The sequence below is a fragment of the Streptomyces sp. NBC_00690 genome, assembly GCF_036226685.1.
Classification (GTDB): domain Bacteria; phylum Actinomycetota; class Actinomycetes; order Streptomycetales; family Streptomycetaceae; genus Streptomyces.
The window spans coordinates 8,132,356-8,153,066 of the sequence record NZ_CP109009.1 but is presented as its reverse complement, the minus strand read 5'-3'; the positions used below and the strand labels follow the sequence as shown (position 1 = coordinate 8,153,066).

Here is a 20,711-nt window from a genome sequence, read left to right as displayed (position 1 = left end):
GACGCGGGCGAGCGGGCGTCGCCCATGCCGTGCCGCAGATCCCGTTCAACTGCTCGAACATACGGCCTAGTGGTGACGTACGAGGGCGGAGCTGGTGGTCGGCGGTCATCAGCCCGGCGGTCTGCAACTAAGGGGGCGATGGCGGCGTAGTCGGTGAATACTCAGTGCGCGGCGTCGTTGAGCTCTCGTCGACGAGCATTTCCACGCGAGTGCGCGGGCAGGGCGGACCAAGAGCGCTCGAACCGCGCGTTGCGGTAGCCAAGGAGTCCCCATGACAACGCCAGAACATCTGGGCGAAGAAGTGCTGATAGGCGGCGGTGTCAACCATGTCGTACGGATCGGATCGACTGTCCGACGGCCGGTGGGGCCGTGGACCCGCACCGTCCATGCCCTGCTCGCCCATCTGCGCGTGGTGGGGTTCACCGGTGCCCCGCGCGCCCATGGGTTCGACACGGAGGGCCGGGAGGTCCTGGATTTCCTCCCCGGCCAGGTCGCCGACCATCCCCTGGCGGACCGTGTGCGATCGGACGCGGCCTTGTGCGCAGTGGCCCAGCTGCTGCGCGAGTACCACGATGCCACCGTCGGCTTCGCCCCTGGGGCGGACGCCGACTGGTACTTCCCCGGCCGCGAACCGGCCGAGGTGATCTGCCATGGCGATGTCACACCGTACAACTGTGTCTTCCGCGGCGGCAGGCCGATCGCCTTCATCGACTTCGATACCGCACACCCCGGCCCGCGCATCTGGGACCTCGCCTATGCCGCCTATCGGTTCGTTCCCCTGACCGACCCGGACCACGGTGATGTCACCCTGCCCGTCGAGGAACAGGCACATCGGCTTCGGCTCCTCGCAGACGCCTATCGGCTGGGTGTCGACGATCGCGCGGAACTGACCGCAACGGCCCGGGACCGCTTGGAACACCTGGTCCGCCATATGCATGCACAGGCGAGCGCGGGTTCCACGGCATTCGCCGGGCACATCGCGGCCGGGCATGACTCCCTCTACCGCACCGACGCCGCACACATCACCCGCCATGCGACGACCTTCTCGACAGCGTTGATGCGAGATTTCCCAGCCCGGTAAGGCTTAGCCACCGGACAAGGGTTCTTGGCCCTCCCGGGGTGCTGGTCTAGCGATGTGCGTCCGGCGCTCGGGTCGACCGCTGCTTCCGCTCCGCTTGGGGGTGCAGCTCGGCATACACCGGTGTGCGCTCAAAGGGGAACTCGACATGGGAGTCCCCCGCGAAGCACTGGTTCGCGTGCCGGCGCATCCTGGATCCGTAGACGCCGTGGTCCATCAACTCCGTGTAACCCCGCGATTCACCCTCGGGCAGAAAGCCCGCTGCGTCGGCCAGATAGACGTCGAACCCCGGATACATGAGTCCGAGGAACGGCATGTCGTCGCAGTCGAGAGCCAGCACCGGGTACTCGCCTTCTGCGTCCGGCTCGGTGACGGCGAGGATCCGTCTGGAGTCCGATCCGCCAGGAAGCAGGAAACACTCGGAGAAACGCCCGGCCAGCCAGGTGAACTCCTCGGCCCATATGTCGCCCATCTCCTCCCCCACCATTTCGTCGAGCGGGAGCGGCGCGAAATCGCCGTCGGAGTCGAACCACCCATGGCGCTCCAGGAGGCTGGTGTCGAACGCCAACCAGGCGCGCAGGCTCGGTGACAACGGACGTCCGGACGGGAACACGGCATCCGCGAGGGTTTCTTCGTCCAGCGGGCGGGCGACGGCGCCCTCCACCCAGGGTATGTGCCGGTACGACAGCACGGACGCCGCCGGATCGCGCCGCACCTTCTCAATAACCTGCTCCGTCAATGTCACTCCGTGCGCAGGGCTTTCCGCCCCCTCAAACGTCATGGCCCGGACGGTAGCAACTCCCACTGACAGCGGGTGGATAGGCGCCCCTGATCCTGTCGTGGTCGGCCCCGGAGATCGCCAACGGCCGGAGACACGGTGGCGGGGGCGCTGTGGGCCCGCGAACCCTCAGTGCGACAGGACGACGGTCAACTCATATGGGTGGTCGACCTATCGGTTTCGGACAACCACCGCCAGTCGCCGAGGCATTGCCTCACTCGTACACTCCCCCCTGTGCTTCTACAGTCGTGTAGAAATAGATCGAGGATGACGGTGCTCCAGTCGGCTCGTGGAGTGGCGCGCGCCCAGGCTTGCGCTGGGGCCAAGCAGTCCCAACCGAGGGAGCCCGGCGCGCCCCATCACGCGCACATCGGGCCCAACACTCGAACATGACAACGCACAGATGAGGAGTGAACTCCGCCATGGTGTTCAAACGACTGCTCGGTTCGCTCGGCGTGGGCGGTCCCACGGTTGACACGGTGCTCGACCCCGGCACCCCGCTGCCCGGGGGCAGCTTCACGGGCCAGGTCCATCTCCAGGGCGGGAGCACGGACGCTGCCATCGAGCGGATCGGATGGGAGTTGGTCGCCCGGGTCGAGGCCGAGACGGACGACGTCGCGCACGAAGGATCAGTGGTCTTCGACCGGTTCACCGTGAGCGGGGACTTCCGCCTCGCCGCGGGACAGCAGCTCACCCTCCCCTTTCAGGCGAAGCTGCCGTGGGAGACCCCGATCACCACGCTCCACGGCCAGAACCTGGGCATCACACTCGGAGTGCGCACCGAGTTGGTGGTGGCGGGAGCGAGGGACAAGGGCGATCTGGATCCATTGACGGTGGGTGCTCTACCCGCGCAGCAGGCGGTCCTGGAAGCGCTCGGACTGCTCGGATTCGGATTCGCCTCAACCGATCTGGAGTACGGACGCATCGGCGGCACGGGGCAACGACTGCCCTTCTATCAGGAGATCGAACTGACGCCGGCTCCTCAGTACGCGTACGCCATGCAGGAACTCGAAGTGACCTTTCTGGCCCATCCGGGCGGTATGGAGGTCGTCTTGGAGGCAGACAAACCGGAGGGCCTGTTCTCCTCGGGGCACGCAGCCCTCACTCGGTTCGACGTCAGCCACCGGGAGAACTCCGGGCGGGACTTGACGGCCGAGGTCGACGGCTGGATCCGTCAACTGACCGCATCGCTCGGCACCCGGACAGTCCCGGCTCAGGTTCATTCCGGATCGCCGGACGGGCATGCGTACGAGGTGGGTCACCAGGGAGCCGAAGACCGCCCCAAGGGGCCGGGTACGGCCATTGCCGCCGGGGCCGCGGGCCTAGCGGTCGGAGTCGTCGGCGGCATGGTGGCCGCCGAAGTCGTCGACGAGGTGGGCGACTTCTTCGAAGCGGCCTCCGCGGAAGGGTCCGAGGAAGGCTGAGCGCCAGCCCAAACCCCTCTGCGGTCCGCCGCCCCGTCCGTTGCCAGGCACACCCATCGCCGCGGCGGCGAGCGTGTTCGTCGGTTCGAGTGGCCGGCCGCTCGAACCCGAGAGGGGCTCCTACCTCCGCACCTCGGTCGACATCGGTTCGGCGGGCGCGTCGCGCAGCCCGAGCCGTAGGTGTTCCACGTGGTAGAGGGCCTGGTCGAGGAGTTCAGCGACATGGTGGTCGTAGAGGGCATAGACGATCGAACGGCCACGGCGTTCGCCGGTGACCAGGCCGAGGTTGCGCAGGAGGCGGAGTTGGTGGGAGCAGGCCGAGTGCTCCATCCCGACCGCGTCCGCCAGGTCACCGACCGAGCAAGGCCCTTCCTGGAGGCGGGCGAGGATATAGAGCCGGGAGGGGGTTGCCAGCGCCTGAAGCGTTGCGGCCACATCTGACACCCCGGCCGCGTCGAGGCGCTCGCGGGCGGTGGCAGTGCTCTTGTCGGCGGCTCCATGACCCATGGAGCCATCTTACCGACAACACATGAAGACATATTCATGTGTACATGTATTCTGAGTTGCGTCGCTGCCCTCCTGCCCGTGAAGGGTTCTTCCGCCATGCCCTCTGCCGTGGTCCACCGCTCCGAAAACCCCCTACCGGCCGCCACAGCGAGACCGCCGCTGCGCCGTACGCGGGTGTTCGCCCTCGCAGAGGCCCGCTGGGCCGGAGCCGCTCTCGCCCTCTTCCTCATCGCGCTGCCGTTGCAACTGACCGGAACCCCGGCCTGGGCCTGGGGGCCGCTCTACGGGCTCGCCTATGTCGTCGGCGGCTGGGAACCCGCCTGGGCCGGGATGTGCGCACTCAAACAGAGGACGCTCGATGTCGACCTGCTGATGATCGTGGCCGCCCTGGGGGCCGCGGCGATCGGGCAGGTCATGGACGGCGCCCTGCTCATCGTCATCTTCGCGACCAGCGGCGCCCTGGAGGCACTGGCCACCGCACGCACCCAGGATTCGGTGCTCGGCCTGCTCGACCTCGCCCCCGAGAGCGCTACCCGACTCCTGGACGACGGCGGCGAGGAGAGGGTGGCGACCGGGGACCTGCTGGTCGGGGACCGTGTGTTGGTCCGGCCGGGCGAGCGGGTCGGCGCGGACGGCCGGGTGCTGGACGGTGCCAGCGAGGTGGATCAGGCGACCATCACCGGGGAACCACTCCCCGTGGCCAAGCAAGCGGGTGACGAGGTGTTCGCCGGCACACTGAACGGCACCGGCTCCTTGCGGGTACGGGTCGAACGGAGCGCCGGCGATTTCGTCATCGCCCGGATCGTGGCCATGGTCGCGGAGGCTTCCCGGACGAAGGCACCGACCCAGTTGTTCATCGAGAAGGTGGAGCAGCGGTACTCGGTGGGCATCGTGGTGGCGACACTGGCGGTGTTCGGGATTCCGCTCGCGTTCGGCGAGGAGTCGGCCGACGCGCTGTTGCGGGCCATGACCTTCATGATCGTCGCCTCACCCTGTGCGGTGGTGCTGGCGACGATGCCTCCGCTGCTGTCCGCCATCGCCAACGCCGGGAGGCACGGTGTGTTGGTGAAGTCCGCCGTCGTGATGGAGCGCCTCGGCCAGGTGGACACGGTCGCACTCGACAAGACCGGCACCCTGACCGAAGGCACTCCGCACATCGCCCTGGTCGCCGCCTTGGAGGGCAGCGGCCTCGATGAGGACGGTCTGTTGGCTCTGGCCGCCGCGGCTGAACACCCCAGCGAGCATCCACTTGCGCGGGCCGTCATCGATGCCGCGCACGAACGTCGGCTCGACATCCCTTCCGTGGGGCAGTTCGAGTCGACCCCGGGGGTGGGGGTGCGGGCCATCGTCGGCGGTTTGCGGATCTCGGTCGGAGCCCCTGCCCGATTGCTGTCCAGAGTGCCGACAACAGCTCATGCCGTCGCGCTTGCCGTCGCCCGGGAAGTGGAGGACGGGGGCCGGACCGCGGTGGTCGTGTTGCGGGACGGTGTCCCGGTCGGGGTGTTGGGCATCTCCGACCGGCTGCGTCCGGACGCGGCTGCGACGGTTGCCTCCCTCACGGCACTGACCGGGGCCGCCCCGATCCTGCTGACCGGCGACAATCCACGAGCCGCCGCCCGACTGGCCGAGGAAGCGGGCATCACCGACGTTCGCGCGGGTCTGCTGCCCGAGGACAAGGTCGCCGTCGTCCGTGAACGAGAAGCGGCGGGCGGACGAGTGTTGATCGTGGGCGACGGCGTCAACGACGCCCCCGCACTGGCCGCCGCCCACACCGGCATCGCCATGGGCCGCGCCGGATCGGACCTCGCGCTGGAGACCGCCGATGCGGTCATCGTCCGCGATGAACTCGCCACGATTCCTGCGGTGATCGCACTGTCCCGCGCCGCCCACACCTTGGTCGTGCAGAATCTGGTGATCGCCGGTGTGTTCATCTCCGGCCTGGTCCTCTGGGATCTCGTCGGCCATCTGCCGCTGCCGCTGGGGGTGCTCGGCCACGAAGGGTCGACGGTGGTCGTCGGTCTTAATGGCCTGCGGCTGCTTCGGGATTCGGCCTGGCGCCGGGCTGTTTCGTCCGCGTAGACCGGACGGGGGCCGCCGGGGCGCCGAGGGAGCGTCCCGTACTCGGCACCGTGAGGGAACTCAGCGCGCTCCGAGGCCGACCGGGGGCACGAGCACGACCCGCAGCCGCCTCGAGGCCGTTCGTCCCCGAGCCGCCCTCCCTTCAGTGTTCGTCGGCGGGCGGGCTCCGGGCCCGCCTGGGGGGCTGGGCCGATGATCACCCGTGCGCAGGGACGCACCCATGGCTCCCGGACCGCCTACGATGTGGGCATGAGCGCAGGCATGCACCTGGCAGGTGCGCATCATTCGCAGCAACCGGACGAACGGTTGGACGTCGCCGCATCCGTCCTGGCCCTGCTCGCGGACCGCACCCGGCTGGCTCTGTTGGAACGACTCGGTCGGGGCGAGGCGGACGTCACCACGCTCACCCATGCATGCGGCGCGGCGCGGCCGTCCGTGAGCCAGCACTTGGCGAAACTGCGCCTGGCGGGCCTGGTCACCGCCCGCAAGGACGGGCGCCATGTCGTGTACGCCCTGCGCCATGGGCATCTGCGTCGACTGGTGGACGAGGCCCTGAACGTCGCCGAGCACCAGATCGGTGCCCTACCGCCCCACGACTGACAGCGGGGCGGCCCGGCAGGCCCAAAAGCAATAGGTGCATACGTGCGCACCTATTGGCTACGATGCTGTCGTCGCACCATGCCGCCTCAGGGGACGGAACGGGATCGATGCTCTCCGTGCTGCGCAACCGCACCTATCGACATCTGTTCACCGCCCAGGTCATCGCCCTGGCCGGAACGGGGCTCGCCACCGTCGCGCTGGCCCTGCTGGCATACGACATCGCAGGTGACAGCGTTTCAGCGGTCCTCGGCACCGCGTTGGCGATCAAGATGGTCGCCTATGTGGCCATCGCGCCCGTGGCAGCCGCATTCGTCGACCGGATACCGCGGCGTGCCCTGCTGGTCTCGATGGATCTCGTCCGCGGCGGTGTCTCCTTGGTCCTGCCGTTCGTCACCGAGGTATGGCAGATCTATCTGTTGATCTTTCTCCTACAGTCGGCTTCGGCAGTCTTCACCCCAACCTTTCAGGCCACGATCCCCGAGGTCCTGCCCGACGAAGGCGACTACACCCGGGCCCTGTCGATGTCCCGGCTCGCGTACGACCTGGAGAGCCTGTTCAGTCCTGTGCTGGCCGCAGCGCTGCTGGCCTTCGTCTCGTACAACTGGTTGTTCGCCGGAACCGGTGTCGCCCTGATGGCCTCCGCCGCCCTGGTCGTCTCCGCCGTCCTCCCCGAGCCGAGGCCCATCGAGCGGACGGGCAACAGCTATGCGAAGGCGGCGTTCGGCACCCGGCTGTTCTGGGCGACTCCCCGGCTACGGGCGCTGCTGGCCCTCGACCTCGTGGTCGCCGCCGCCGGAGCCATCGTCTTCATCAACACCGTCGTACTGGTCCGCGACCACTTCCATCGCCCGGTCACCGCGGTCTCCCTCGCGCTGGGCGCCTATGGGGCGGGCTCCATCCTGGCCGCGCTGGTGCTTCCGCCGCTCCTGCGGCACTTCACCGACCGTACGGTGATGATCACCGCGGCCTTCGCCCTCCCCACCACCTTGACGGCCGTGGTCCCGATCGTCGCCACACCGCCGAGCGTTTGGTCCTGGCCGGCGCTGCTCGCCGCCTGGGCGGCGATCGGCGCCGGCTGCTCGGCCGTCCTCACTCCCGCAGGGCGAGTGATCCGCCGCTCGACGGGCGACGCGAACCTGCCTTCGGCCTTCGCCGCGCAGTTCTCCCTCTCCCACGGCTGCTGGCTGCTGACCTATCCCCTCGCCGGTTGGCTCGCCACGGAGAGCGGGCTTCCGATCACGGCCATGGTCCTCGGTGTCATCACACTGATCGCCGCAGTCGCAGCAGCCGCGCTCTGGCCCGTCCGTGATCCCGCGCAGCTCGAACACATCCACCCCGACCTGCCCCGAGACCATCCCCATCTCGCCAACGCCCACCCTTGTCCCGGCGGATGGCGGCATGACCACCGCTATGTCATCGACCAGCACCATCATCACTGGCCGCAAAGGAGCCCGATCGGCATGGTCGGATCCGGGCGCCGCTGACGCTTGGAAGGCAGTGTCAGGGCTGGTCAGCAGGTCCTTTGGTCCTATATCGGGGTCGCTGCCTTCAGGATGAAGAAGAGGGTGAAGGCCGAGTTCGCCGAGGACAGTGCGGAGGCCGTGGTCCCCGCCGCAGCCGCCCAGGCCGCCAGGCCCGCCAGGGTGAAGACGGGCGGCCACAGCCGTGCGACGGGGGCCGGTTGCAGCAGCGCGGCCACCCGACGAGGCACCGGTCCCGCGGTGGCGAACCCCGCGATGGTGGCGAAGGGCGCACCATGGGACACCAGCGCGGCCTTGCCCACTGCCCGCGCCACCGTCCGGCGACTCCCGACGGCTTCGGCAGCACTCTCGTCCGCCCACCGCTCGGCGGTGTAGGCGACGGCCGTGCGCAACGGCCTCAGGAACGGGTTGGCGCCGGCCGCGAGCCATACGGTCAGCAGAAACCGATGATGACGAGCGGCCAGATGGGCTCCCTCGTGTGCCAAGAGCGCACGGCGCTCGGCTGCGGTGAGTTCCGCCAGCATCCCCGTCGTCACCACGATCCGATCCCGTCTCCCGGGCAGGGCGTACGCATAGGGCGTCTCGTCGGGGAGGACCACGACCGGCCCCGGAGGAAGCTCCGCCAGGGCCCGCTGCGCATGGTGGCGTACGCGGTGATGGCGCCAGGCCGTTCTCGTACAGGCGAAGACCAGGGCGAGGAGTGCGGGGATGGCGGCCTTGCCCGCAAGTTCGTCGTACGGCACCGCCGCGCGAACCTCGGGGTCCGACCATCCGTCCGGCAGCGGGTTGCCTGGCAGTTGGGCGGTCCCGACCACGACCAGCAGGGCGAGACACATGGTGCTGCACATCGCGAGCACGCCCGCCACAACGGTCAGCAGCCAGGTCGCGACGCGCGGATGGAGATGTTGTTCGGCCACGCGGGCGATCGGCCACGCGGTGAGCGGCAGTACCAGTGGCAGGAAGACGAAAACCCCCATGGGTTCAGTCTTCCTCTTCCTCGGCGCTCTGAGCCAGCAGGTCGCGCAGGAGTCGCTCGTCCCCCGGCGACAACGCGGTGACGAAGCTCGCCAGAACCGCTTCGCGGTCACCTTCTCCGTCCAGCACTCGGCGCATGCGCAACGCGGCGAGTCCGGCCTCGTCCGTTGCCGGAGTCCACTGGAACGAGCGGCCGGCTCGGGCACGGTTGACCAGGCCCTTGGCATGCAACCGCGTCAGAATCGTGATCACCGTCGTATAGGCGAGGTCTCCGCCGAGGCTGTCTTGGACCCAGGCTCCGTTCACCGGTCCTTCGGCCCGGCGCAGTGCGGTGAGCACTTGCGCTTCCAGCTCGCCCTGGCCCCTTCGGCGGGGCTGCTGACCGGCACCGCCGTTGTTCTGGCCCGTCATGTCCGTCAACCTCCCGCCTTCGAAACCCGCCGTGCGTTGGGGTGGGGCCATCGTACTGAGGCACCGCCGACGCACCGCGTGTCAGCGCTGCCCTCTCAGGCCATAGGAGGAGGAAGTGGACACCGACGGCCTTCGTGGCGACCGTGCGCGGTCCCGGCGGATCAGCCAGCCACATCGGGTACGGGCGGGGCGCATGATGTAGTGCGCAGACGGCTGGCCGACGTCCGGGGCTGTTCCCTGTCCTGCACTGCGGCGGAGCAGTGGGTCGGCGGCTCACCGGCCTCGGGCGAGGAGGCCGGTGGCATGCCGTACCGGTATTCCTATCGGTCCCGGGACCGTCAGTCGAAGGGGGTGCGACGACCCTCTCTCACGTAGTTGCCGGTGCCGGAGATGTGCTCGTTGCTGTGCACCGCTTTGCCCTTGGCGAGGTGGCCGAACATCTGGATGCCGAATCCGCCGTCAAGGTCGTCCAGGATGCGCTTCTTCCACGGCCGCCGGACGATCTGGGTGGTCAGACGGCGAATGGTGCGGGGCTGAGTCATGATGTGGTCGGCGATGGTGTACGCGCGGTCGACGAGTTGGTCGGCCGGGAGGATCTCATTGACCAGGCCGTGGTCAAGGGCGCTCTGGGCGTCGAAGGATTCACCGGTGAGAAGTGCATAGGCGGCGCGCTTGACGCCGAGGAGTTCCTGGAACGCATTGTGGATGCCGTCACCGGGCACCGAGCTGATGCCGTAGTGCAGGTCGTAGATGTGGGCGTCTTCGGCCATCAGCGTCAGGTCACACATCAGCAGCACCTCGGAGTGGTACCCGTCACCGTTGAACAGGCCGATGGTGGGTATCTCAAGGTCGTTGACCATGGCGCTGACGTTGGTGCGGCCGTCCTTGTAGGCGTACTCGTAGGCCCAGTACTCCAGGTCCTCCTCCTCCAGCTCGAAGCCCGTGGGATCGGAACCCATCATCCAGTCACGGCCGGTGCCGGTCAGGATGAGCATTTCGTTCTGAGGGTCGGCTCCCACAGTCTTGAGGAACTGACCGAGGGCGCGATGGTTTTGTACGTTGAGCTGGACCGAGTCCCCTCGGGTGTGGGCACGTGCCAGGAGCACGCCGTCCTCGCGACGATCGAGGGTGAAGAAGTCCTTGAAGAAATCCTTGTACTCGTCGAACTTTGGTGTGGGCAGGAACTCCTGCAACGACATGCTGCTACCTCCGTTGCACATGCGGGTGCTGGTTCGTCAGTGGATCGGTTCGGTACGGGGTTCAGAAAAAATGTGCCCGTGGCGGAGCGGAACGGCACAAGGACGGCGTCGCCGGCCAGGCGACTACCGGTTCCAGGGCGCTAAACCGGATCGGACGGTGATCGCCCAACGCCCACGGCCGCCACGGGTGCCGTGTGACGCCACTGCCGCGGAGCAGGGTGCCATGCCGCCTCGGGCGTTCGTGCCCCAGCAGGGCTCGACAAGGAACGGAGTGTCGAGTTGCGGTGCCGGTACGGTCCGGGCAGCAGTGGTCAGTACGGACTCTGACCTGTGAATCATGAAGTGATCCCCCTCCGCTGCGTCAGCGGCACGTTCAGTGAACGCTAATGGTTGGATCCATTCAGCGCAATACCCACGGGGAATTCAGGAAGAATTGCCATATTAGGGCCCCGATCGGATACAACTCACTGATCTGATGCCCCACCAGGCCAGCCCCCATGTACACAGGAGCGGGCCATCCCACGAGGTGAGATAGAGGCATGGGCCCATGGGTCAGAGGGTGAACGCCGGCTCCCATCACACCGCCGTGGACAACAGTGACCACCACACCGGGCGTGTTCTGTCTGGCCGCCGAATCTGCAATGCCAACGGAGGCCGACCGCGGAGCGGGGCGACATCGCCGATCTCCGCAGTGCCGGAGCCCTCGCCACCGCCAGGGCGGCAGCCATCCGATGGGCTCAGGGCTTGGCCTAGCCGGTCTACGGGAGCGCCCCGAGTGGGCAGGCGGAACGATCGCCGATCCCGCCCGGGCCACGACCTTCGTCGCCGCTCGGGCAGCCGAGGGCGGCGGCTACCGGAAGATCGTCATCGACGAGGGTTCGACGGCCGGGACAGTGGCGCCCACCCTCGGGCGCGGCGCCGCACACGTACGGCACCCTTGACGCCTCCCTGGGGCGTGGGGACTACGAACCCCATCAGTCCCAGGCAGCGATCAGGAGTGCTAGACCTCGTCGGGGTGCAGTGCATCGAGGATGAGGGAGAGGCCGAACTCGAACTCCTCGGCGTAGTCGTACCCGGGCCCCAGGGACTGCGCGGTGATGAGTTCTGCGAGGTGCGGGTGGGTGTCGGTCGGCAATGCGCGCAGGATGCCCCCGGCCACGCCATCGAGTTCGCTGTCGCTGGTGAAGGGCAGGCTCAGCTCCTGAAGGACGAACCCATAGACGTAGCTGTCGATCACCGTGACGGCGCGCGCAGCCATCGTGATGGAGAAGCCTCCCGCCCGCAGGGCCCCGAGGACGGCATCGTGGTGACGCAAGGTCGCCGGACCCGGCCGGCTGCGGGAGTCCATCAGGCCGACGGCCCACGAGTGAGCTCGAAGGACGGCGCGTGCTGATCTGGCGCCGTGACGCATGACCGACCTCCAGTCCGTCGTCGAGGACGGCAGGTCGATCTGGCCGAACACCACGTCGACCATTCCGTCGAGGATGTCGTCCCGGCCGCGCACATGGTTGTAGAGGGACATCGCCTCGACGCCCAGCGTGGCGGCGAGCGCCCGCATCGTGACCCCGGCTTGACCCTTCTCGTCGGCCAGGGCAATCGCGGCGGTGACCACTCGTTCCCGGCTGAGCCCCGCCCTCTTCGCTTTGGTGCGCCGACCGGTGCCGTGCTCGCTCATAAGCCTCCTCCCCTACCACCTTGCTTGACGTACGGCGTAAGCTTACTTTACTTACAACGTAAGTTTTGGTGGTCGAGCAGGGTAGGAGCTGAGGGATGAGCAGGGAGCGGATACGGAAGGTCTGCATCGTCGGCGCTTCGGGGAAGCTGGGCCAGTACCTGGTTCGGCATGCGCTGGACCGCGGCTACGAGGTCGTCGGTGTCTGCCGCGAACGCAGCGTCGGCAAACTGGCCGCACTCGCGGACAGGATCACGATCGTCGCCGGCCCCACGAACGACCGAGAAGTGATCCGACGAGCCGTTTCGGGGTGCGAAGGGGTGCTGACCGTACTCGTCCCCTGGGGCATGCAGCAGTACTCGTCGGGCACCGCACAGGCCGTACTCGATCACGCGGACCCCGATGCCCGCCTGGTCTTCTCCTGCGGCTGGCACGTCCCCCGGGACGCTCAGGACCGGTACTCCCGGAAGTTCACGGCGTCCGCCCGGATCGCCACCTGGCTGGGGCGCACACTGCGGGTCATCGACATCGATGACCAGGTGGAGGCATCGCGCCGGATCTTCGCCAGTGACCGGCGGTGGACCCTGGCCCGCGGAAGCGACCTGGAAGAGGGCGAGAGTCAGGGGCTTCCCGTGTGGAGCCGACACGTCGGTGCCCCGCTCCTGGAGAGCAATATGACACGGCGGGTGGACTTCGCACTCTTCATGGTCGAAGCGCTCACCGACGAAACACTCGTCCACGAGGCCCCGGCGATCGTCGGACGCCTCACGCCCAGCGCGCTCGCTCACGCCAGCGACGGTTGATTCCCCGCAACACCACACAACAACGAAAGGCAGAGCGACAGATGACCCTACCGACCACCACCACACGCCTCGCAACGGCCTCCGAACTCGAAGCAGTGGCGGCGTTGTGTACCGCCGCATTCGCCGACGAGGCGGTGATGGCCTGGGTCCTTCCCGATCCCGACACCCGCATCCAGCAGATGCACAGCATGTTCGGCAGCTCTCTCGGTGGCGCCGCCGACGCAGGGGCGTTGATGCTCGCGGTCGCCGACGGTGAACGCATCGGCGCCTCGATCTGGCTGCCCCGAACGGGCAGGCCGCAACCGATGGAACTGCCCACAGGCAGCGATCCAGCATCCCTGCGTCTACGGGCCGTTCAGAAGGCGACGGACACCCGATGCCCCGAGCGTGCCCACCTCTACCTCCAGTCCATGGCCGTTCTGCCGGAACACCGAGGTCGAGGTGCCGGAAGCATGATGCTCACATACGGACTTGCCCAGGCGAAGGAAAGGGGTCTACCGGTCTATCTGGAGGCATCCACGCGCGACAACCGCACGTTGTACGCACGGCATGGATTCCGCGACCACGGTGAACCGATCCACCTCTTGGATGACGGACCGTCACTCCAGCCGATGTGGCTCGACATCTGATGCGTAACACCCGGCGGGGCAAGTCAATGGACCGCGGTCGCCAGTAGCTCCGGCAGGTCGCGCATGTCGTCGAAGACGACGGTTCCCGATCCCTCCAGTCGCGAGGCCGGTGTGAGGCCGCCGCAGTAGCCGAAGGACCGCATGCCGGCGTCCCGGGCCGCCTGCACTCCATACACACTGTCCTCGATCACCGCGCACCGCCCGGGATCGACGCCCAGGGAATGGGCAGCGTGCAGGAAGAGGTCGGGTGCGGGCTTACCTCGGCGCACGTCTGCCGCACTGAAGATGCGTCCTCGGAAGTGGTCGATCAGATCGACGATCTCCAGGCTTCGTCGGATCCCGGCGTGATCACCGTTCGATGCAACACAGAAGGGGGGCATGAGTCGGTCCAGTACGTCCGCGATGCCTTCGACGGCGGTCAGTTCGGCCTCGAAGGCGGTCTGGTACCAAGGCTCGTACCGCTGCTGCCAGTCCTTCTCCAGGCGCCGTCCGAGTCGCTCCTCGACGGCCGCGGTGTAGACCTCGGTGGACGATCCCACGAACCGCTCGATGATCTCGGCCTCGGTGAATGTGCACCCCAGGTCATTCATGACCATCGCGTCTACGGTGACGCATATCTTCTCGCTGTCCACCAGCACGCCGTCACAGTCAAAGATCACCAGTTCAACAGGGGTCCGCTTCATGGTCCGCAGCCTAGAGGTGTGACCGACCAAGACCCGCACCCATATGTGGACCACCGTCGGTCGTGCCGGGATTCTGTGATGGGTGGTCGACGTCGATGCAGTGACCGCTCCCCCGCTGCGAAGTCGCCATGTACGTAGGGGCGGTGCATCCTCCCCAACCCCTGAAGGTTGCTGATGTCGGGTCGGGCTGAAGGATCGGAGCACTCCAGTCCTCTTGTCGAGATCGCTCTGCCGTCGTTGCAAACACAAGTCCCTGTACACACCGGCGACGCCGACGTGGGTCACACGGAAATCTTTGGTCGCAGGGGTATCGGCGTCGGCGATTCGGCCACCACGTGCCCCGACGGCACCCCGGAGCTGGTGCGGGTCGATGGTCGGTACAGACTCCGGATTTCGCTCTTTCATGCGGTTCCCGCTCCGTCTCAAACACATGTGTTCGATCGGACAGGTCGAATCGTTGTCCCGGATACCACCCCAACCGCCGTGCCGAACGGACCAGTCGTCGGCATCGAGATCGGCCGAGGCCGACCGGGCGGATGGCTGGTCGTCCCGCGCGCTGGGCACGGGACGGGAAAGGAGAACGCCGATGGATTCTGCGACTTGTGCGGGGGCTCACCCGCTGACCCGGGGGCGGGCTGTCCGCCCGTGCCGCACCTCGGAAGCGGTGGCCGTGCCGAGGTGGCACGGATGAGTGCGACGGAGGATCAAGCCGGTGCGGCCGAGACGCGCATCCCGCCAGCACGGGCGGCGCGGGTGCTGGAGCTGCCTCCGGAGTTTGTGCCTGCCGGGCCCGCTGAAGGCGATGACATCACCGACACCCTGGAGGTGGCGTACTGGGCGGTCCACGACGGGGCGTCCGCGAAGGCGAGCGTGCGGGAGATCCTCGCCAGCCTGCCCCGGATCGTGCGGCAGGTCGGGGCGCTGGCCTGGCAGGCCGACAGGCTCAACACGATCGCGGTCGCGGTCCTCCAACTGGCCTCGGCGGCGATGGGCGCGTTCGGCCTGGTCGCCTCGGTGGCGGTCCTGCACGAGCTGTTCGGGTCCGGGCCCACTCCGGACAGGATCCGTGCCGCCCTCCCTCAACTCCTGCTCGTGGTCGGGCTACTGTCGCTGCGCGCAGTCCTCGAAGCCGCGGTGGAATCGGCACAGGCGAGACTCACGCCGAAGATCAGAACCGCTTTGGAGTCCGAGTTCTACCATCTTGCGGCGCACGTACGACTGGAGGCGGTCGACGACGCCGACTGGCATGACGACATCCATCGCGCCAGCGACCGCGGGCTGTTCTACGCCCGTCAGATCGTGGGACAGATCGTCGCCCTCGCCGCGGCGGCCCTGGACATCCTCGGCACCATCGGAGTGCTCGGCCTCCTGCATCCGCTGCTGATCCTCATGCTGCCGCTGTCCGTCCTCCCCGTCGGTACCGCCGCCGTCCGCGCCGCCCGTGACCGCTTCCACTCCTACATGCGGTGGAACGCGCTCCAGCGTCGGGTGCGCGTGTTCTCCTGGCTGCTGCTCGACCAGGACTCCGCTGCCGAGATCCGCTCCAGTACCGCCCAGAACGCGCTGCTCTGCGAACATCGGCGGCTGACAGCGCGCATCGCGCAGGAGGACACCCGGCTGGGGGTGCGCGCGGCCCGGATCGCCCTCGCCGGGCGGGCCGTGGGAGGGATCGGAACCGGCATCACGTACGCGGCGCTGTGCGCCATGCTGATCGGCGGCTGGATCCCACTCGCCGTCGGCGCCGGGGCGGTCCTCGCGATCCAGTCAAGCCACCGCTCCCTGACCGCCTTCGTCAACATGGCACACATGGTGTACGAACACGCCTTGTGGGTGGGCGACCTGCTGTCAGTACAGACCCGGTGCAGAGAACTGCTGCCCCGTAGTGGCGGGCGGGCCGCGCCGGAGGAGGTCGACGAGATCCGCCTCACCGACGTCTCTTACACCTATCCGGGCAAGGACTCCCCCGCCCTCGACGGAATCAGCTTGACCCTGCGGGCCGGGGAGACCGTCGCGTTCGTCGGCGTCAACGGTTCCGGAAAGTCAACCTGCTCCAAGCTGATCGCGGGCCTCTACGATGCGGCGTCCGGCACCGTGTCCTGGAACGGCACCGACGCCCAACAGTTGGACGGGGTCTCGCTTCAGCAGCGGGTGGCCATGGTGCTCCAGGACCCCGTTCGCTATCCGTTCACCGCCCTGGCGAACATCGCCGCCTCCCGTGGCTCGATCACCGAAGCCGAGCCGCAGGCCGCCCACGCCGCGGCGGTCGCCGCCGGCGCCGACCAGGTCATCGGGGCTCTTCCAGGCACCTGGAAAGCCCTCTTGTCGAAGCGTTTCCAAGGCGGGCAGGAACTCTCCGCGGGTCAGTGGGCAAAGATCGCCGTAGCCCGCGGGCTCTACAAGAACGCACCCGTGCTGCTGCTCGACGAACCGACCGCCAGCATGGACCCGAAAGCCGAACACGGCGTCTACCAGGCCGTCCTTCGAGGTCCACGGCGCGCCGGTCAGATCACCGTCCTCATTTCACACCGGCTGGCCTCGGTCACCGAATGCGACCGGATCTATGTCTTCGACGGCGGAAGGATCGTCGCCAGCGGGTCCCACCAGGAGCTGATGGATCAACGGGGCGAGTATGCGGAGATGTTCATGCTCCAGGCCGCCGGCTATCAGAACGCCTTCGCCGCCGGGACGGAAGTCCCATGACTCCGGCACCCCCGACCGTCCGTGCCCCGGTCGCCAACAGGTCACGCTTCGATTCGCCTGGTCACCGGCAGGCGGCCCGTCACCACCTGGCAACCACAGAGCCGGTTGCCGGGGCGGGTGGGCCGGTCTGGGGTCGGGCCGCGGCGAGTTCCCCTCCCCCACGAGCACACCGTCCAGCACATCAGCAGAGGAGCAGCACCATGGGCTACGTCATCCGGGGGGAATGGGACCAGCACTACACCGACGGGAAGGGTTTCAGGCCGCTGGGAGACGTAGAGCGCGCCGTGCTCGCCGAGCACGCCCCCGCGCCGAAGGGCGGTGGCCGGGCGCTCGACGTGGGCTGTGGGGTCGGCGACCTGGCCGTCCACCTCAGGGGCCAGGGCTATGCGGTGGATGCAGTGGACTTCGCCGCGAGTGCGATCGCCCGGGCCGAATCGGAGCACGCGGATGTGAAGGGGGTGCGCTGGCTACGGCTGGGCATCGAGCGGGACGACCCGGAGGAGTTGAGCAGCATGGGCTATGACCTCATCACCCTGCGGCTCGTGCTGCCGTTCATACGGGACCGCGCCCGGGTCATGCACGGACTCGGCGGGCGGCTCAGGCCGGGCGGGGCGCTCGTGATCATCACACCCACCGCGGAACACACTCCTGAAGACCGACGGGACATCGCCCTCGATGACGAAGAAATCGAACTCCTCAGAGCGGATTAGAAAGAGACCGAGCGCTTGACGGTGGATGAGCTCGCCGTCCTGGTCCTGCGCGGACCGTGTCCCAACGGCGCCAGCGCGGTGCGGTAGCGCATGTCCCGAGGGCCGCTGCCCTGGCGGCCCTCGGGACAGCGGATGCAGACGCGCTCGATCGGGGCGCCTCGCCGCCTACAGGTGCCGCCCGGAGCCCTCACCGCCGCGTCCCCGGCACGGGTCCTGCGATCAGGGGAGATCCATTCTCACAGCGCTGTTATATTAGCGCTGTGAGAAATCCCGATCCCACGGTGCTGCCCGATCCCTGGTATGCGCTGCACAAGCTCCTGTCCGACATGGACGCCGAAATCGAACAGGTCTACGTCGAGCGTGGCATCAACGGGGTGCGACCACGGTTCGCCTATCCGTTGATCCGACTCGCCCACACCGGGCCTCTGACCATCCGCGAGCTTGCGGAATCCCTCGACCGCTCGCACTCGGCGATCAGCCAGACCATCGCCGCCATGCGCAAGGAGGGGCTGGTCACCTCCGAACCGGGGCCTGACGCCCGCACCCGACGGATCGAACTGACCGAACGCGGCCGGTCGCTGGTGCCGTTCCTGGAGGCCGAGTGGCGCGCCACCCACGCGACCGTGGCCGAGCTGGACGGGGAGGTCCCGTACGCGATGACCACCGTCGTCGAGGAGTTGCGGCGGGCCCTGGAGCAGCGGCCGATGCGACAGCGGGTCCTCGACCATCTCGTCGAGCCACCTCAGTGAAGGGGCGGATCCGGTTCCTTGACCTCCGTCCGCTGCGGAGCAGTCGGCCCTTCCGTGACCTGTGGATCGGCTCCTCGGCCTCCCAACTCGGCTGGCAGATAGCCACCGTGGCAGTACTGGCCCAGGTCTGGGAGCTGACCGGCAGTCCGGTCGCCACCGGCGCCATCGGGCTCGCCACCGGACTGCCGATGGTGGTCTTCGGCCTGCTCGGAGGCACGTTGGCCGACACCGTCGATCGTCGTGCGGTGGTGTGGATCACCACCGTGGGCCAACTGCTGGCCGCCGCGGGGCTGTGCGCCCAGGCGCTGGCGGACAACCGAAACGTACTGCTGCTGCTCGTGTTGGTCGCCTTCGGGGCCGCCTCCGGCGCGCTCGGTGCCCCCGCGCGGCGTACATTCCCCGTACGACTGCTACCGGCCGATCAGGTCGCCGCGGGGCTCGCGCTGAACAATGTGTCCTTCCAGGCGGCAATGCTGACCGGGCCCGCACTCGCCGGGCTGATCATCGCCCGCTGGGACTTCGCTGCCGCCTACGCCGTGCAGGCCGTGGCCATCGGCGTATCGATGCTGACCGTGCTGCGCCTCCCAGTCATCAAGCCCGAAGGCGCGCTCACCACAGACGGTAGACGCCGTGCGGAGCGCGGCGGCTGGCGGATCGTCCTGCGCCGCCCCGCGCTGTGGGGGGTGATGGCCACGGACCTGTCCGCAACCCTGCTGGCCATGCCGATCGCACTCTTCCCCCTCGTCAATGAAATCCGGTTCGACGGCGATCCGCAGACGCTCGGCCTGTTCCTCTCGGCCGTTGCGGTCGGGGGGATCTCAGCCGGTCTGCTGTCCGGGACGGTGACGCGTTGGCCCCGCGCCGGTGTGGTCCAACTGACCGCGGCCGGGATCTGGGGACTGGCCCTGGCGGGCTTCGGGCTGCCCGGGCCGCTATGGCTGGCGCTCGGCTGTCTGGCCGTCGCCGGCGCTGCAGACACCGTATCGGTGATCACGCGTAGCACTCTGATCCAGTTGGAGACTCCGGACGCCTACCGCGGGCGGGTCTCCTCCGTGGAACACGTCATCGGCGTCGCAGGCCCCGAACTGGGCAACTTCCGTGGCGGTCTGCTGGCGTCGGCCACATCCGCCACCTTCTCACTGGTCGCAGGCGGCCTCTCCGCCACCTTGGCGATCGCTGCCGTTGCGGCGACCAATAGGACCCTCCGCGCCTACCGCACACAACCCGCCATCGTAGAGCCCCCCACCCCGACGGTCACCGACGCGGCGAACGCCGTTGGCTAGCCGTCGTGGCCGTACGTCAGCCACTTCTCCAACACGACCTAGCACGCCACGCGTTAGCGGAGTCCTTATGGGGAGCGCGGTCGGCTCAATCGCCCGCTTCGAGGTACGAGGCCAGGTTGGCCAGTGAGGAGGCGAGGCCGGACTCATGGACCGTCTGGTCGATGCCGGGCGGTACGTCCGTGGCAGTGACGGCCACCTCGGTCCCGTTGGCGGTGGCGGCAAGATCCCAGGTCATCGTCATCGTGCCCGCGAATGACGGGTCGTCGGCCTCGAACACCGCCCGTTGCACCACGCGCTTGAGCGGCACCATGTCGGCGAACTCGATGTCGACGATGTCCGTGGCATCCGACGTCTTGCCGGGGTTGTCGGACGGGTCGAGATAGGTGAGGACCATCTGAAATCCACCGCCGGGCCGTGGATCCCATCGTTCGATCCGCCCACTCATCCCGTCCGGTGGTAGCCATGCCTCAAGGGACGCCCGATCGAGGAGGGCGTCGTACACAGCCGCCGGTGGTGCGGCGATCACTCGGCTGGCGCGGTGGGGCGTACTCATGCCCCGACTCTAGGACAACGGGTCACACGACGCCCGTCTCCGAGCTGGAGAAGACGGGCGAAGAACAGGACGCAGGCCGACAGGGCCACCGTCTCACGGTGGTTCCGAAGCCGGTGGATTCCGAATCCCGCCGTGGCGAGTGCCGCCGACGCCGCCCATCCACGCACCCTCCTGTCCAGGCCACCGAACCCCCTGTGGTCAATCCACCGTCCACATCCTGATCGGCCCAGGCTTCGTACAGCCCAACGCCAGGCCCCTACAGACCAACCCAGGACCAGGGCAGACCAACGCGAGCTCCGTATGGACCAAGCCAGACCTCGGCTCGGCCGGACCGAAACTCGCTCTGGTTCCGGCTCCTCGAATGAGTATTCGTACGGATACCGGAGGCAGCCCGCCC

At 68.0% G+C, this 20,711-nt stretch carries 20 protein-coding genes; 12 read left to right on the top strand and 8 right to left on the bottom strand.

From position 1 onward, the window contains the following. Positions 1–271 precede the first annotated feature (271 nt). The gene (locus OID54_RS35175) at positions 272–1,081 is read left to right on the top strand and encodes a phosphotransferase (RefSeq protein ID WP_329026331.1); all 810 of its coding nucleotides are present in this window, start codon (positions 272–274) and stop codon (positions 1,079–1,081) included. A 46-nt stretch (positions 1,082–1,127) separates the two neighbouring features. Here OID54_RS35175 and OID54_RS35170 read toward each other — a convergent pair whose 3' ends face one another. Further along, positions 1,128–1,859 (bottom strand): hypothetical protein, encoded by a 732-nt coding sequence (locus OID54_RS35170; RefSeq protein WP_329026328.1) that lies wholly within the window; start codon positions 1,857–1,859, stop codon positions 1,128–1,130. A gap of 419 nt (positions 1,860–2,278) precedes the next feature. On the opposite strand from OID54_RS35170, the gene OID54_RS35165 reads away from it, so the two are divergent. Next, positions 2,279–3,280: a sporulation protein gene (locus OID54_RS35165; protein ID WP_329026325.1), complete on the top strand. Its 1,002-nt coding sequence runs from the start codon at positions 2,279–2,281 to the stop codon at positions 3,278–3,280. Between the two features lie 120 nt (positions 3,281–3,400). On the opposite strand, the gene OID54_RS35160 is transcribed toward OID54_RS35165, so the two are convergent. Then, positions 3,401–3,787 (bottom strand): ArsR/SmtB family transcription factor, encoded by a 387-nt coding sequence (locus tag OID54_RS35160; protein WP_329026322.1) that lies wholly within the window; start codon positions 3,785–3,787, stop codon positions 3,401–3,403. 96 nt (positions 3,788–3,883) lie between these two features. Between OID54_RS35160 and OID54_RS35155 the strand changes: the two genes are divergently transcribed. From OID54_RS35155 to OID54_RS35145, 3 genes are all read left to right on the top strand, one after another. Further along, the gene (locus OID54_RS35155) at positions 3,884–5,866 is read left to right on the top strand and encodes a heavy metal translocating P-type ATPase (RefSeq protein WP_329026319.1); all 1,983 of its coding nucleotides are present in this window, start codon (positions 3,884–3,886) and stop codon (positions 5,864–5,866) included. 249 nt (positions 5,867–6,115) lie between these two features. Further along, the gene (locus OID54_RS35150; RefSeq protein ID WP_329026317.1) at positions 6,116–6,466 is read left to right on the top strand and encodes an ArsR/SmtB family transcription factor; all 351 of its coding nucleotides are present in this window, start codon (positions 6,116–6,118) and stop codon (positions 6,464–6,466) included. A gap of 107 nt (positions 6,467–6,573) precedes the next feature. Continuing rightward, positions 6,574–7,950: an MFS transporter gene (locus OID54_RS35145; RefSeq protein WP_329026315.1), complete on the top strand. Its 1,377-nt coding sequence runs from the start codon at positions 6,574–6,576 to the stop codon at positions 7,948–7,950. A 44-nt stretch (positions 7,951–7,994) separates the two neighbouring features. Here OID54_RS35145 and OID54_RS35140 read toward each other — a convergent pair whose 3' ends face one another. The 3 genes from OID54_RS35140 to OID54_RS35130 form a co-directional block, all read right to left on the bottom strand. Further along, positions 7,995–8,924 carry a M56 family metallopeptidase gene (locus OID54_RS35140; protein WP_329026313.1) on the bottom strand — a complete coding sequence of 310 codons (930 nt, stop codon included), beginning with the start codon at positions 8,922–8,924 and terminating at the stop codon, positions 7,995–7,997. 4 nt (positions 8,925–8,928) lie between these two features. Continuing rightward, positions 8,929–9,333, bottom strand: a complete 405-nt coding sequence (locus OID54_RS35135; RefSeq protein WP_329026310.1) for a BlaI/MecI/CopY family transcriptional regulator — start codon at positions 9,331–9,333, stop codon at positions 8,929–8,931. A gap of 338 nt (positions 9,334–9,671) precedes the next feature. Continuing rightward, on the bottom strand, positions 9,672–10,532 hold the full coding sequence (locus OID54_RS35130; protein ID WP_329026309.1) for an enoyl-CoA hydratase/isomerase family protein: 861 nt from the start codon (positions 10,530–10,532) through the stop codon (positions 9,672–9,674). Between the two features lie 731 nt (positions 10,533–11,263). Here OID54_RS35130 and OID54_RS35125 point away from each other — a divergent pair. Then, positions 11,264–11,473 carry a hypothetical protein gene (locus OID54_RS35125; protein ID WP_329026307.1) on the top strand — a complete coding sequence of 70 codons (210 nt, stop codon included), beginning with the start codon at positions 11,264–11,266 and terminating at the stop codon, positions 11,471–11,473. Positions 11,474–11,532: 59 nt separating this feature from the next. Here OID54_RS35125 and OID54_RS35120 read toward each other — a convergent pair whose 3' ends face one another. After that, complete coding sequence (locus tag OID54_RS35120; RefSeq protein ID WP_329026305.1) at positions 11,533–12,207, bottom strand: TetR/AcrR family transcriptional regulator; 675 nt, start codon at positions 12,205–12,207, stop codon at positions 11,533–11,535. A gap of 95 nt (positions 12,208–12,302) precedes the next feature. On the opposite strand from OID54_RS35120, the gene OID54_RS35115 reads away from it, so the two are divergent. Both OID54_RS35115 and OID54_RS35110 read left to right on the top strand, forming a co-directional pair. Next, positions 12,303–13,007: an NAD(P)-dependent oxidoreductase gene (locus OID54_RS35115; RefSeq protein WP_329026302.1), complete on the top strand. Its 705-nt coding sequence runs from the start codon at positions 12,303–12,305 to the stop codon at positions 13,005–13,007. Between the two features lie 41 nt (positions 13,008–13,048). Next, positions 13,049–13,636: a GNAT family N-acetyltransferase gene (locus OID54_RS35110; RefSeq protein ID WP_329026300.1), complete on the top strand. Its 588-nt coding sequence runs from the start codon at positions 13,049–13,051 to the stop codon at positions 13,634–13,636. Positions 13,637–13,659: 23 nt separating this feature from the next. Here the strand turns inward: OID54_RS35110 and OID54_RS35105 are convergent, their stop codons facing one another. Beyond that, on the bottom strand, positions 13,660–14,319 hold the full coding sequence (locus tag OID54_RS35105; protein WP_329026298.1) for an HAD family hydrolase: 660 nt from the start codon (positions 14,317–14,319) through the stop codon (positions 13,660–13,662). Positions 14,320–15,006: 687 nt separating this feature from the next. On the opposite strand from OID54_RS35105, the gene OID54_RS35100 reads away from it, so the two are divergent. The 4 genes from OID54_RS35100 (at position 15,007) to OID54_RS35085 (ending at position 19,761) form a co-directional block, all read left to right on the top strand. After that, on the top strand, positions 15,007–17,019 hold the full coding sequence (locus OID54_RS35100) for an ABC transporter ATP-binding protein (protein WP_329026296.1): 2,013 nt from the start codon (positions 15,007–15,009) through the stop codon (positions 17,017–17,019). 200 nt (positions 17,020–17,219) lie between these two features. Next, positions 17,220–17,729: a class I SAM-dependent methyltransferase gene (locus OID54_RS35095; RefSeq protein ID WP_329026295.1), complete on the top strand. Its 510-nt coding sequence runs from the start codon at positions 17,220–17,222 to the stop codon at positions 17,727–17,729. 260 nt (positions 17,730–17,989) lie between these two features. Next, positions 17,990–18,478, top strand: coding sequence for a MarR family winged helix-turn-helix transcriptional regulator (locus OID54_RS35090; RefSeq protein WP_329026293.1), 489 nt, complete (start codon positions 17,990–17,992; stop codon positions 18,476–18,478). Further along, positions 18,475–19,761, top strand: coding sequence for an MFS transporter (locus OID54_RS35085; RefSeq protein WP_329026291.1), 1,287 nt, complete (start codon positions 18,475–18,477; stop codon positions 19,759–19,761). Before OID54_RS35090 ends, OID54_RS35085 begins: the two co-directional genes overlap by 4 nt. Positions 19,762–19,846: 85 nt before the next feature. On the opposite strand, the gene OID54_RS35080 is transcribed toward OID54_RS35085, so the two are convergent. Further along, entirely contained in the window at positions 19,847–20,314 is a 468-nt protein-coding gene (locus tag OID54_RS35080) for an SRPBCC family protein (RefSeq protein ID WP_329026289.1), read from the bottom strand. Between the last annotated feature and the right edge of the window lie 397 nt (positions 20,315–20,711).